The organism is Nocardia sp. 852002-20019_SCH5090214 (genome assembly GCF_001665865.1).
Classification (GTDB): Bacteria; Actinomycetota; Actinomycetes; order Mycobacteriales; family Mycobacteriaceae; genus Nocardia; species Nocardia nova.
The window spans coordinates 1-13,314 of sequence record NZ_LZMK01000393.1; the positions used below are offsets into that span (position 1 = coordinate 1).

Below are 13,314 nucleotides of genomic sequence, written 5' to 3' on the forward strand. Positions count from 1 at the left end.
ACGGTAAGTCGGTGTTGTTCGATGGTCGTTCGGGTGAGCCGTTCCCGTATCCGGTGGCGGTGGGTTACATGTACATCCTGAAGCTGCATCACTTGGTGGACGACAAGATTCACGCGCGGTCGACGGGTCCGTACTCGATGATCACTCAGCAGCCGCTCGGTGGTAAGGCGCAGTTCGGTGGTCAGCGTTTCGGTGAGATGGAGTGCTGGGCCATGCAGGCCTACGGCGCTGCCTACACGCTGCAGGAGCTGCTGACGATCAAGTCCGACGACGTGGTCGGTCGTGTGAAGGTGTACGAGGCGATCGTCAAGGGCGAGAACATTCCCGAGCCGGGTATCCCGGAATCGTTCAAGGTTCTGCTCAAGGAACTGCAGTCGCTGTGCCTCAACGTCGAAGTACTGTCCTCCGACGGCGCGGCGATCGAGATGCGCGACGGTGACGACGAGGACCTCGAGCGTGCCGCGGCCAACCTCGGCATCAACCTGTCCCGCAACGAAGCTGCGACGGTCGACGACCTCGCGCAGTAGCCGATCGGTCCCGGCGCCCGCATTGGGCGCCGGGGCATAGTTTCCCGCTCCGCGGAAGTGGTCCGCCACGGCGGACGAACTAGCGAACTTTGCTCGATACTGAACCCGAACAGGGGAAAGGAAGTTACGTGCTAGACGTCAACTTCTTCGATGAACTCCGGATCGGCCTGGCGACCGCCGAAGACATTCGCAACTGGTCCTACGGTGAGGTCAAGAAGCCGGAGACCATCAACTACCGCACGCTCAAGCCGGAGAAGGACGGCTTGTTCTGCGAGAAGATCTTCGGTCCCACCCGGGACTGGGAATGCTACTGCGGCAAGTACAAGCGCGTCCGCTTCAAGGGCATCATCTGTGAGCGCTGTGGCGTCGAGGTGACTCGCGCCAAGGTGCGTCGTGAGCGGATGGGCCACATCGAGCTGGCCGCGCCGGTCACCCACATCTGGTACTTCAAGGGTGTGCCGAGCCGCCTCGGTTACCTGCTGGACCTGGCGCCGAAGGATCTCGAGAAGATCATCTACTTCGCCGCCTACGTCATCACCACCGTCGACGAGGATCTGCGCCACAACGAGCTGTCCACGCTCGAGGCGGAGATGGAGGTCGAGAAGAAGGCGATCGCCGACCAGCGCGATGCCGACCTGGAGGCCCGCGCCCAGAAGCTCGAGGCCGACCTGGCCGAGCTCGAGGCCGAGGGTGCCAAGTCCGACGTCCGCCGCAAGGTCAAGGACGGCGGCGAGCGCGAGATGCGCCAGCTGCGCGACCGCGCCCAGCGCGAGCTGGACCGGCTCGACGAGATCTGGACCACCTTCACCAAGCTGGCTCCCAAGCAGCTGATCGTGGACGAGGTCCTCTACCGCGAGCTGCAGGACCGCTACGGCGAGTACTTCACCGGCGCGATGGGTGCCGAAGCCATCCAGAAGCTGATGGAGAACTTCGACATCGACGCCGAGGCCGAGAACCTGCGCGAAACCATTCGCACCGGTAAGGGCCAGAAGAAGCTGCGCGCGCTCAAGCGCCTGAAGGTCGTCGCGGCCTTCCAGTCCAACGGCAACTCGCCGATGGGCATGGTCCTCGACGCCGTTCCGGTGATCCCGCCGGAGCTGCGCCCGATGGTTCAGCTCGACGGTGGCCGCTTCGCCACCTCCGACCTGAACGACCTGTACCGCCGCGTGATCAACCGCAACAACCGCCTCAAGCGACTGATCGACCTCGGCGCCCCCGAGATCATCGTCAACAACGAGAAGCGGATGCTGCAGGAGTCCGTGGACGCGCTGTTCGACAACGGCCGTCGCGGTCGCCCGGTGACCGGCCCCGGTAACCGCCCGCTGAAGTCCCTGAGCGATCTGCTCAAGGGTAAGCAGGGTCGTTTCCGTCAGAACCTGCTCGGTAAGCGCGTCGACTACTCCGGCCGTTCGGTCATCGTCGTCGGTCCGCAGCTGAAGCTGCACCAGTGTGGTCTGCCCAAGCTGATGGCGCTGGAGCTGTTCAAGCCGTTCGTGATGAAGCGTCTGGTCGACCTGAACCACGCGCAGAACATCAAGTCCGCCAAGCGGATGGTCGAGCGGCAGCGTGCCCAGGTGTGGGACGTCCTCGAAGAGGTCATCGCCGAGCACCCGGTCATGCTGAACCGTGCGCCCACGCTGCACCGCCTGGGTATCCAGGCCTTCGAGCCGCTGCTGGTCGAAGGTAAGGCCATCCAGCTGCACCCGTTGGTCTGTGAGGCCTTCAACGCCGACTTCGACGGTGACCAGATGGCCGTGCACCTGCCGCTGTCGGCGGAGGCGCAGGCCGAGGCCCGCATCCTGATGCTGTCGTCGAACAACATCCTGTCCCCGGCGTCCGGCCGCCCGCTGGCCATGCCGCGTCTGGACATGGTGACCGGTCTGTACTACCTGACCCGCCTGGAAGAGGGCGCCAAGGGCGAGTACCGGCCTGCCACCGCGGATGCTCCCGAGCAGGGCGTCTACGCGTCGCCGGCCGAGGCCCAGATGGCCGTCGACCGCGGCGAGCTGACGGTTCGTTCGCTGATCAAGGTGCGCCTGACCGATCAGCGCCCGCCGAAGGACATCGAGGCTGAGCTGTTCCCCGAGGGCTGGCAGCGCGGCGACGCGTGGCTGTGCGAGACCACCCTGGGCCGGGTCATCTTCAACGAGCTGCTGCCCGCGGACTATGCGTTCATCAACGAGCAGATGCCGAAGAAGCGGCAGGCGACGATCATCAACGATCTCGCCGAGCGCTACCCGATGATCGTGGTCGCGCAGACCGTCGACAAGCTCAAGGACGCCGGCTTCTATTGGGCCACGCGTTCGGGTGTCACCGTCTCCATGTCGGACGTTCTCGTTCCGCCGGAGAAGGCCGAGATCATGGAGCGCTACGAGGCGCAGTCCGACCAGATCGAGAAGAAGTACCAGCGTGGTGCTCTCGACCACCAGGAGCGCAACAACGCCCTGGTCAAGATCTGGCAGGAAGCGACCGAAGAGGTCGGTAAGGCGCTGCGTGCGCACTACCCGGCCGACAACCCGATCATCACGATCGTCGATTCGGGCGCCACGGGTAACTTCACCCAGACTCGTACCCTCGCGGGCATGAAGGGTCTGGTGACCAACCCGAAGGGTGAGTTCATTCCGCGGCCGATCAAGTCCTCGTTCCGTGAGGGCCTGACCGTTCTGGAGTACTTCATCAACACCCACGGTGCGCGAAAGGGTCTGGCCGACACCGCGCTTCGTACCGCCGACTCGGGTTACCTGACCCGTCGTCTGGTGGACGTGTCGCAGGACGTCATCGTGCGCGAGACGGACTGTGGCACCGAGCGCGGCATCCTCGTCGCGATCGCCGAGAAGCAGCCCGACGGCCTGCTCATCCGCGATCCGCACGTGGAGACCAGCACCTACGCCCGGACGCTGGCCGCCGACGCGGTCGACGCAGGCGGCAACGTCATCGTGGAGAAGGGTCACGACCTCGGCGACCCCGCCATCGAGGCGCTGCTCGAGGCCGGCATCACCGACGTCAAGGTCCGCTCGGTGCTCACCTGCACCACCGGCACCGGCGTGTGTGCGACCTGCTACGGCCGCTCGATGGCGACCGGCAAGCTGGTCGACATCGGTGAGGCCGTCGGTATCGTCGCCGCCCAGTCCATCGGTGAGCCCGGTACCCAGCTGACCATGCGTACCTTCCACCAGGGTGGTGTCGCGGGTGACGACATCACCGGCGGTCTGCCCCGCGTGCAGGAGCTCTTCGAGGCTCGTGTGCCCAAGGGCAAGGCGCCGATCGCGGAGGTCTCGGGCCGGGTGCGGCTCGAGGACGACGACCGCTTCTACAAGATCACGATCATTCCGGACGACGGTTCGGACGAGGTGGTCTACGACAAGCTGTCGAAGCGTCAGCGTCTGCGGGTGTTCAAGCACGAGGACGGCTCCGAGCGTCTGCTCGCCGACGGCGACCACGTCGAGGTCGGCCAGCAGCTGCTGGAGGGCTCGGCCGATCCGCACGAGGTGCTGCGTGTGATGGGCCCGCGTCAGGTGCAGATCCACCTGGTCCACGAGGTCCAGGAGGTCTACCGGTCGCAGGGTGTGTCCATCCACGACAAGCACATCGAGGTCATCGTTCGCCAGATGCTGCGCCGCGTGACCATCATCGACTCGGGTGCGACGGAGTTCCTGCCCGGTTCGCTGGTGGAGCGTTCGGAGTTCGAGGCGTCCAACCGCCGCGTCGTCGCCGAGGGTGGCGAGCCCGCGTCGGGTCGCCCGGTGCTGATGGGTATCACCAAGGCGTCGCTGGCCACCGATTCGTGGCTGTCGGCGGCCTCCTTCCAGGAAACGACTCGTGTCTTGACGGACGCGGCGATCAACTGCCGCTCCGACAAGCTGATCGGCCTGAAGGAGAACGTGATCATCGGTAAGTTGATCCCGGCCGGTACCGGTATCAACCGCTACCGCAACATCCAGGTGCAGCCGACCGAAGAGGCCCGTGCCGCGGCGTACGCGGTGCCGTCCTACGACGACACCTACTACAGCCCGGAGGGCTTCGGCACCACCACCGGTGCCGCGGTCCCGCTGGACGACTACGGTTTCAGCGACTACCGGTAATCCGGTAGAGGACAACCACATTCGGCCCCCGTTCCGAACGGAACGGGGGCCGAATCGTATTCACGGTTCGCTCGGTGCGAGCGCCTTCGGGTGGAACCGAGTCGAATGAGCGAGGAAACGGACCCGATCACGATCGATCCAGCGGGTAGCCTTCAGGTATGACCGTCGCCCACCATCACCACGACGAACCGATCCGCGGTCGGATGGTGCTGTTGCCGACGCCGCCACCCGGCGGGTTCACCGCCGAAGATCTACCTCGCTTGATGGAAGTAGTCGATGGCAACTTCGAGCTGCTGGACGGTGAAGTCGTGATGATGGCCCCTGCTGATCCCTGGCACGACGAGGTCCGGGACACGCTGAAGGCCGCGTTACGACCGATCCTGCCGACGGAGATGGTCGTGATCTCCGAGAAGGGCATCGACCTGGGCCATTCCGTGCCGGAGCCGGATGTTCTGATCGTGTCGCGGGCCGCGTTCGGGCCGCATACGTCGGTCTACCAGTCGGGGGACGTGCATCTCGCCGTAGAGATCGTCTCGCCCAGCACGAAGACCAAGGATCGCAAACTTCGTCCCGCGCAGTATGCCGAGGCAGGCATCAAGTGCTTCTGGCGCGTCGAGAACGAGGATGACGCGATGGTCGTTTACACGTTCGAGCTGCTGCCCGAGGGCGGTTGCTACGCGCCCAGTGGCGTCTTCCGCAAACAGTTGCGCATCGAGAAGCCTTTCCCGATCGACGTGGAACTGCCCGAAATAACCTGGTAGGCGGCCTCGGAAACCCGCCGGCGGGTCGGTCCGCCGATCAGGCTTCCGCTTCGAGGGTGTGGCGGGCGGCGATGAACAGGGTGGTGCAGACGTCGGTGAGTGCGGCGGGGGTGTGGGGTGTGCCGCTCATCAGCCAGTCGACCAGTAGGTGGTTGACGCCGCCGACGAGGGCGACCGCGGCCGCATGTTGTTTGGCCGACAGGGGTTCGGAGCGGGCGGCGGCCCAGGTGGTGGTGACGATCTCGGCGAATTCGCGCAGTACCTCGTGGCGGCGTTCCTCCATGGTGGAGGACACGCCGACGGCCTCGATCAGGGCCACTCTGGCAAGTCGCCGATCCTCGGTCAGATATTCGATGAACGTCTGTATTCCGGCACGGGTTCGGTCGTCGATGTCGTCGCCCGCCGATATCATCGCGGCCGTGGTGGCGGCGCGCACCTGGTCCACGACCTCGGAATACAGGGCGGCCAGGCAACTTTCGCGGTCGGCGAAGGATTCGTAGAAATACCGTTCGGTGAGCCGCGCGACCCGGCAGATCTGTTTGACCGAACTGCCCGCATACCCGGTGGTGCCGAAAACCTCCAGCGCGGCGTCCAGGATCGCCGCGCGCCGCTGCACGCGACGCTCGTCCGGCATCAGTCCCTGATACTTCCGTCCCGACATGCCCCTGTCCTTACGTCCCGGCCTATGGCACACTAGAGCATCGTTGCTGACACGCAGGCATGTCAGAATGGAGAACATCCATGACCTCACCGATTGCCGGTCGTGTCGTCGCGGTGACCGGCGGGGCGCGGGGCATAGGCCGGGAGATCGCGCGCGTGCTCGCCGAGGCCGGTGCCCGGGTTGCCATCGGCGACCGGGACGAACCGGCGGCTATCGCCACCGCGGCCGAATTGTCCGGTACCGTGCGCGGTTTCGCGCTCGACGTCACCGACACGGACTCTTTCCGCGGCTTCGTCACCGCCGTGGAATCGCTGTGGGGTCCGATCGACGTGCTGGTCAACAATGCCGGGGTGATGTGGGTGGGCCCGTTCGACGCGGAGCCCGAGGTCGCGACCGCGCGCATGCTGGAGGTCAATCTGCACGGCGTCATCCGCGGCGTGCGGCTGGTCGCACCGGGCATGCGGGCGCGGGGGCAGGGCCATATCGTCACGATCGCCTCGGCCGCCGCGCGATTGTCCCCGCCCGGCGAATCGACCTACGCCGCGACCAAACACGGGGTGCTCGGCTATCTGACCGGCGTGCGCGAGGAACTGCGCGGCAGCGGCGTGCGGATCTCGGTGATCATGCCGGGGGTGGTCGCGACCGAACTGGCCGCGGGAACCGCCACCGGCGCCGCGAAACTGCTCCAGCCCGCCGATGTCGCCCGCGCGGTGCTGCGGACCCTCGAACACCCTCGTTTCGAGGTCACCGTGCCGCGATACATCGGTCCTCTCGTCCGGCTCGCCGAACTGCTCCCGCAGCGCCTGCGCGACCTGACCTTCCGGCGCATGGTTCCCGATCAGGTCGCCGCGACCCGCGGTTCCACCACCCGCGCGGCCTACGAACGCGGCCTGGCCGATCCCACCGGTGGGGACACCGCATGACGCCCTACCCGCCCGCTCGCTGATTCGGGCGACCACAGACCGCGTCGGCGCAGCATTGAGCCGCCCGCGCCGACGCACCCGGCCTGCCGGTTCCGGTCGACCGGAACCGGCAGGCGCTCGGAGAAGCGATCGCTGTCGCGGGGGGTCGCGAATTACCCGCCGACGTAGGCGGCGAGGTGTTCGCCGGTGAGCGTCGAGCGATCGGCGACCAGATCGGCCGGCGTTCCCTCGAAGACGATGCGCCCGCCGTCGTGGCCGGCCCCGGGACCGAGGTCGACGATCCAGTCGGCATGCGCCATGACCGCCTGGTGGTGTTCGATGACGATCACCGATTTGCCCGAGTCCACGAGGCGGTCGAGCAGGCCGAGCAGGTTCTCCACATCGGCGAGATGCAGGCCCGTGGTCGGCTCGTCGAGAACGTAGATCCCGCCCTTCTCGCCCATGTGGGTGGCGAGTTTGATGCGCTGGCGCTCACCACCCGACAGCGTGGTGAGGGGCTGACCCAGTTTCAGATAGCCGAGTCCCACATCGCCGAGGCGTTGCAGAATCTTGTGTGCCGCCGGGAGTTTCGCCTCACCCGCGCCGAAGAACTCCTCGGCTTCCGCCACCGACATCTCCAGCACCTCGCTGATGTTGCGCCCGCCGAGGTGATAGTCCAGAACCGCCGCCTGGAAGCGTTTACCGTCGCATTCCTCGCAGGTGGTCGCGACGCCGGCCATCATCGCCAGATCGGTGTAGATCACGCCGGCGCCGTTGCAGGTGGGGCACGCGCCCTCGGAATTCGCGCTGAACAGCGCCGGCTTGACGCCGTTGGCCTTGGCGAATGTCTTGCGGATCGGCTCGAGCAGTCCGGTGTAGGTGGCCGGATTACTACGCCGGGAGCCGCGAATCGCGCCCTGGTCGACCACCACGACATCGTCGCGGTCGGCGACCGACCCGTGGATGAGCGAACTCTTACCGGATCCGGCCACGCCGGTGATCACACACAGCACCCCGAGCGGGATGTCGACGTCGACATCCTTCAGGTTGTGGGTGGAGGCGCCGCGAATCTCCAACGCGCCGGCCGACTTCCGGGGCGCGTCCTTCAGTTTCGCCCGATCGTCGAGATGGCGGCCGGTGATCGTGTCGCTGGCGCGCAGCCCCTCGATATCGCCCTCGAAACAGACTGTGCCGCCTTGGCTTCCGGCCCCCGGACCCAGATCGACGATATGGTCGGCGATCGCGATCGCTTCCGGCTTGTGCTCCACCACCAGCACCGTGTTGCCCTTGTCGCGCAACTGCAACAGCAGGTTGTTCATTCGCTCGATATCGTGCGGATGCAGGCCGATGGTGGGTTCGTCGAAGACGTAGGTGACATCGGTCAGGGACGAGCCGAGGTGGCGAATCATCTTGGTGCGCTGGGCTTCACCGCCGGAGAGCGTGCCCGCCGGCCGATCCAGTGACAGATAGCCGAGGCCGATCTCGGTGAACGAGTCGAGCAGGTGCTGCAGACCTTTCAGCAGCGGTGCGACCGACGGCTCGTCGAGAGCGCGCACCCATTCGGCGAGATCGCTGATCTGCATCCGGCAGACGTCGGCGATGCTCTTGTCGCCGATCTTCGAGGACCGGGCCTCGGCGCTGAGCCGGGTGCCCTCACATTCCGGGCAGGTCGTGAAGGTCACCGCACGCTCGACGAACGCACGGATATGCGGCTGCAGCGAATCGACATCCTTGGACAGCATCGACTTCTGGATCTTCGGGACCAGCCCCTCGTAGGTGAGGTTGATGCCCTCGACCTTGATCTTGGTCGGCTCCTTGTAGAGCAGGTCGTGCAGTTCCCGCTTGTTGTACTTGCGGATCGGCTTGTCGGGGTCGAACAGCCCGCAACCGCGGTAGATGCGGCCGAACCAGCCGTCCATGCTGTAGCCGGGGATGGTGAGCGCACCCTCGTTGAGCGACAGGCTCTCGTCGTAGAGGGCGGTCAGGTCGAAATCGGTGACCGAGCCCATGCCCTCACAGCGCGGGCACATACCGCCGAGCCGGTGGAAGGTCGCCTTCTCGGCCTTGGTCTTACCGCCGCGCTCGACGGTGATCGCACCGCTGGCGGTCACCGAGGGCACATTGAACGAATAGGCGTTCGGCGAGCCGATCTGCGGCTGGGCGAGGCGGCTGAACAGGATGCGCAACATCGCGTTGGCGTCGGTGGCGGTGCCGACCGTGGAGCGGGGGTTGGCGCCCATTCGCTCCTGGTCGACCGAGATCGCGGTGGTGAGGCCGTCCAGGAAGTCGACCTCCGGCCGCGACAACGTCGGCATGAAGCCCTGGACGAAGGCGCTGTAGGTCTCGTTGATCATCCGCTGCGATTCCGCGGCGATGGTGCCGAAGACCAGCGAACTCTTCCCCGATCCCGAGACGCCGGTGAAGACGGTCAGGCGACGCTTGGGAATTTCGACGCTGATGTCTTTGAGATTGTTGACCCGCGCACCGTGTACGCGGATCAGGTCGTGGGTGTCGGCAACGTGCCGGTCCGGCGTCGAGGCCTTGCTCATGGTTTCTCCAATTCAGGGTGGGCGGCCTGGTCCGCCGGGCCGGCTCGGTTGTCGGGGTCGGCTCAGGAGGCCTGTTGGATCCGCAGCAGATTGCCCGAGGGATCGCGGAACGCGCAGTCGCGCAGTCCGTAGGGCTGGTCGGTCGGCTCCTGCACGACCTCGGCCCCGTTCGCCTGCAGCCGCTCGAACACCTCGTCGACGTTCTTGGTCGCCAGGTTGAGGCTGGCGAAGGTGCCCTTGGCCATCATCTCGGAGATGGTGCGCTGCTCTTCTTCCGTGACACCGGGGGTGGCGTTCGGCGGGTAGAGCACGATCGAGATGTCCGGCTGTCCGGCGGGGCCGACCGTGATCCAGTGCATGCCCTTGAAGCCGACGTCGTTGCGCACCTCGAAGCCGAGGGTGTCGCGGTAGAACGTCAGCGCGGCCTCCGGATCGTCTTGCGGGAGGAAGGTGTCGTGAATGGTGATGTCCATGTCGCTCACGCTAATTCCTACTCGGTAACCTGCGCTTCTCGATTCCTGATCGGTCTGGTCACCTGTTTCGCGACACCGACGGCATGCCCAGAGTGGCGTCGGCGGCCTCGCGCCGGTAGACGCTCGGCGGCACTCCGACCAGTTCGGTGAAGCGGGTACTGAAGGTGCCCAGCGATTGGCAGCCGACCTCGAAGCAGACCTCCGTCACGCTGAGATCACCCCGGCGCAGCAGCGCCATCGCGCGTTCGATTCGCCGCGTCATGAGATATCCGTACGGCGATTCCCCGTAGGCGAGGCGGAACTGCCGGCTCAGATGCCCCGCGGACATGTGCACATCGCGCGCGAGGGCCTCCACATCCAGGGGTTTCGCATATTCCCGGTCGATGCGGTCGCGGACCTTGCGCAGCCGGGCGAGATCGCGCAGGCGCGGGTCGGGGGCAGGTGTGCTGCTCACAACGCGATGGTGCCACGCGGCGCCGACATTGCCCAGCAACCCTCACCACGAGCGGGACGAGGGGTGGCGGCGGACGAGGTCAGCGCTCTCGGACCGGTGGGCATTTCTTCCCCGCGAGATGGCATTTGTCCTCGAAACCCGCGGGTAGCCAATTTCCGGACAGCAGCAGCGGATGATTCGGAAAGTGCAGATGGGCGGCGACGACGAATATCAGTACGGCCCAAGGTGTTCGGACCTGCCACTGGTGGAAGGTCCGATTGCGGTCGACGTAGCGCGCGACCACCTGATCGGCGGCGGTCAGGTCGATCGTCTCCAGCGATGCCCACCGGATCCGGAAGGAGTAGTCGGGGTTGGTGAGGTGGATGCGGCGGTCGGAGATCATCACCGAACCGGGGCGTTCGGCGATCCAGCGCGGTTGCGACGCGGCCTCCGCACGCTGGCGCCGGGCCTGATTCACCAGCGCGTTCCCCAGTTGCGCGGCCGCGACGAAGGAGGCGCTGCCCGCGACGTAGATGTTGTTGCGGGTCCAGCTGCCGTCCCCGGGCGCCCGCCAGAACGACCAGGTCGCCGGGCCTTCCGCGATACAGACCTCGCCCGGGTCGATCCGGATCCGGGTGGACTTGACGGGCATCCGCGCCAACTCCTCGCGACGCAGCAGATCGAGCACCCCGCAGGTGTACAGCAGGTGGTCGTCGAACCACGTCCATCCGGCCCGGTCGGCGAGGGCCCGGTCGATATCGGCCAACGGGTCGAACACTGCGATCTCACCACCTTCATCGACATACGCGACGCTGGATATCCACGGTATCGGAGGAGGCCACCGCCCGGCGAGGGCCGGCGGATCCGCCCGGTAAGCTGCTGACGCCTCGGTGGGTTCGACCAGAAGGGGGACCGTGGCCGCACTCGCGATCGGCGAGACGTTCGCCGGTTACCTCATCGAGGGCGTCCTCGGCCGTGGCGGAATGGGAACGGTCTATCTCGCCCGCCACCCGCGGCTGCCGCGCCGAGTGGCACTGAAGCTGCTCGACCGCGAGGTCTCCGCCGATCACGAGCGCCGCCGCCGGTTCGATCAGGAAGCCGATATCGTTGCCCGCCTGGAACATCCGGGCATCGTGCGGATCTACGACCGCGGCGCCGATGCCGGACACCTGTGGATATCCATGCAGTATGTGCACGGTACCGATGCGGCGCGGCTGGACCGGCGGGCTCTCACCACCGAGCGGGTGTTGCGCATCGTCACCGAAACCGCTGCGGCACTGGACTACGCGCACAGCAAGGCGGTATTGCACCGCGACATCAAACCGGCGAACATCCTGCTCGAGACACCCGACGCCGGTCGCGCCGAACGGGCGGTCCTCACCGATTTCGGCATCGCCCGATTACAGGACGCCGATACCGAACTCACGGTGACCGGCACCCTCACCGCCACTCTCGCCTACGCCTCCCCGGAACAGCTCTCCGGTGAACCGCTCGACCATCGGTGCGACCAGTATTCCCTGGCCTGCACCCTGTTCACCCTGTTGTGCGGCCGGCCGCCCTATGCCGGAACCAATCCCGGGCAGGTGGTCGCCGGGCACGTCACCAAACCGATTCCCCGGCTGACCGCGGTGCGATCGGATCTGCCGCCGGCGCTCGACGCGGTGCTCGTGCGGGGGATGGCGAAACACCCGGGCGAGCGGTACGGCAGCTGTGGGGAATTCGCCGCCGATCTACGAAATGCCTTCCACGGCCGAGGATCTGGTTCGGTACGCGATGTGTATTACGCCCCGGACCGTGCCGAGGAGGAAGGGGCGGTGGCAGTCACGCAGGCGGGATTTCCGGTGCGGCAGGCATTCGACGTGCCGGGGCGGGGGCATCGACCGACGCCGGGCGAGCCGTCGATCGCTTCGCCGGCGGTTCGCGTCGGGGCGCGGCCGAGGAGGTGGATCCGGCGAGGCGCGGCCGTCGCCGCAGTCGTGGTCCTCGTGGCCGGAGCGGGGCTGGCGATCGGGGAACTGTCGGGCCGGGGTTCGGCTCCTGTCGGCTGGGATGCGAAACATCGGCTGATCGTGGACAGTTTCCCGCAGCTGTTGTCCGATCGGCCCGGGGAGACGGGGTGGTCGGGGACGCGGTGCGCGGTCGATGCGACGGCGGGAGAGCGAGCGGCCGTCGCCTGCGAGAATCCGGATCGGGATCTGCGCGTGGAGATCGTCGATCTCGAAAACAGCGATGCCGCAATTGAATTCGCCGCAGACGCCAGTAGACACAGTGGGGACCTGCTGGCGAAGCATCCAGGTTTCGCGGATCCGCTGGATGTGGTGTTGCCGACGCCGGACTCGACCGGGACGCAGGACCTGTACACATTGTTCCCCCGGGACGCGCAGCGTTCCCGATTCGTCCTCGGCCTGCGCTGGACCAAACATGCGGCGCTGGAGATCTACGATCGCTGGTGGCCGCAGCTGCCGATGGGTGTCGCCGCGCCGGATGCGACAGCCACCCCCGATGCGAAAGCCGCGGCGCCCGACAGCGTTCCGTGGTGCTACGCCACCCGGACCGCGACCGACGTCAACGACGACGCGCCCGGCGGCACCGCATCCGGCCCGGACGCCGTGCTGGGCTACGAATACGCGCGGTACGACACCCGAAGCGGTTCGGCGGCCCGGGAATACGTCGCTCCGGAATCGACCGCCGTCCCCTCCGCCGAAACCCTGCAGAGGCAGATCGACCAGGTCCCCGTCGGCACCCAGCACTGCGTGCACGTGACCGGTGGAGATGTCCCGGACCGCTACCGGGTGCAGGTGTTCGAGCGCCGCCCCGACCGCGGTTTCCTCTATCGCGCCTACACCGCCATCACCACCACCCGTGACGGCCGGGTGTTCATCCGGGAAATCAGGAACTGACCCCGGCACCGAGCCGGCTCGTTCGA

The 13,314-nt window shown here is 66.5% G+C and carries 8 protein-coding genes and 2 pseudogenes; 5 read left to right on the plus strand and 5 right to left on the minus strand.

From position 1 onward, the window contains the following. The 3 genes and pseudogenes from A5780_RS32230 to A5780_RS32240 form a co-directional block, all read left to right on the plus strand. Nucleotides 1-527: pseudogene (locus A5780_RS32230) on the plus strand (DNA-directed RNA polymerase subunit beta); the annotation flags it as partial. Nucleotides 528-655: 128 nt separating this feature from the next. After that, a complete protein-coding gene (locus A5780_RS32235; protein ID WP_063013685.1) occupies nucleotides 656-4,609 on the plus strand; it encodes a DNA-directed RNA polymerase subunit beta' in 3,954 nt (1,317 codons plus the stop codon). 158 nt (nucleotides 4,610-4,767) lie between these two features. After that, nucleotides 4,768-5,370 (plus strand): Uma2 family endonuclease, encoded by a 603-nt coding sequence (locus A5780_RS32240; RefSeq protein WP_063013683.1) that lies wholly within the window; start codon nucleotides 4,768-4,770, stop codon nucleotides 5,368-5,370. A gap of 37 nt (nucleotides 5,371-5,407) precedes the next feature. On the opposite strand, the gene A5780_RS32245 is transcribed toward A5780_RS32240, so the two are convergent. Next, a complete protein-coding gene (locus A5780_RS32245) occupies nucleotides 5,408-6,031 on the minus strand; it encodes a TetR/AcrR family transcriptional regulator (RefSeq protein ID WP_063013681.1) in 624 nt (207 codons plus the stop codon). Nucleotides 6,032-6,111: 80 nt separating this feature from the next. On the opposite strand from A5780_RS32245, the gene A5780_RS32250 reads away from it, so the two are divergent. Further along, entirely contained in the window at nucleotides 6,112-6,954 is an 843-nt protein-coding gene (locus tag A5780_RS32250; protein WP_082976848.1) for an SDR family oxidoreductase, read from the plus strand. 152 nt (nucleotides 6,955-7,106) lie between these two features. Here A5780_RS32250 and A5780_RS32255 read toward each other — a convergent pair whose 3' ends face one another. From A5780_RS32255 to A5780_RS32270, 4 genes and pseudogenes are all read right to left on the minus strand, one after another. Beyond that, nucleotides 7,107-9,482: an excinuclease ABC subunit UvrA gene (locus A5780_RS32255; RefSeq protein WP_064910941.1), complete on the minus strand. Its 2,376-nt coding sequence runs from the start codon at nucleotides 9,480-9,482 to the stop codon at nucleotides 7,107-7,109. A 62-nt stretch (nucleotides 9,483-9,544) separates the two neighbouring features. Further along, a complete protein-coding gene (locus A5780_RS32260; protein WP_030517086.1) occupies nucleotides 9,545-9,955 on the minus strand; it encodes a VOC family protein in 411 nt (136 codons plus the stop codon). Between the two features lie 17 nt (nucleotides 9,956-9,972). Then, nucleotides 9,973-10,409: pseudogene (locus A5780_RS32265) on the minus strand (helix-turn-helix transcriptional regulator). 79 nt (nucleotides 10,410-10,488) lie between these two features. Further along, nucleotides 10,489-11,166: a hypothetical protein gene (locus A5780_RS32270; RefSeq protein ID WP_063013675.1), complete on the minus strand. Its 678-nt coding sequence runs from the start codon at nucleotides 11,164-11,166 to the stop codon at nucleotides 10,489-10,491. 136 nt (nucleotides 11,167-11,302) lie between these two features. Between A5780_RS32270 and A5780_RS41485 the strand changes: the two genes are divergently transcribed. Beyond that, complete coding sequence (locus tag A5780_RS41485) at nucleotides 11,303-13,288, plus strand: serine/threonine-protein kinase (RefSeq protein WP_064910943.1); 1,986 nt, start codon at nucleotides 11,303-11,305, stop codon at nucleotides 13,286-13,288. The last annotated feature ends 26 nt before the right edge of the window (nucleotides 13,289-13,314 follow it).

Excerpts from the sequence above, each read along its gene's own strand:
- A5780_RS32240 (WP_063013683.1), top strand. The coding sequence starts at position 4,768 with ATGACCGTCGCCCACCATCACCACGACGAACCGATCCGCGGTCGGATG.
- A5780_RS32245 (WP_063013681.1), bottom strand. The coding sequence starts at position 6,031 with ATGTCGGGACGGAAGTATCAGGGACTGATGCCGGACGAGCGTCGCGTG.
- A5780_RS32250 (WP_082976848.1), top strand. The coding sequence starts at position 6,112 with ATGACCTCACCGATTGCCGGTCGTGTCGTCGCGGTGACCGGCGGGGCG.
- A5780_RS32255 (WP_064910941.1), bottom strand. The coding sequence starts at position 9,482 with ATGAGCAAGGCCTCGACGCCGGACCGGCACGTTGCCGACACCCACGAC.
- A5780_RS32260 (WP_030517086.1), bottom strand. The coding sequence starts at position 9,955 with ATGGACATCACCATTCACGACACCTTCCTCCCGCAAGACGATCCGGAG.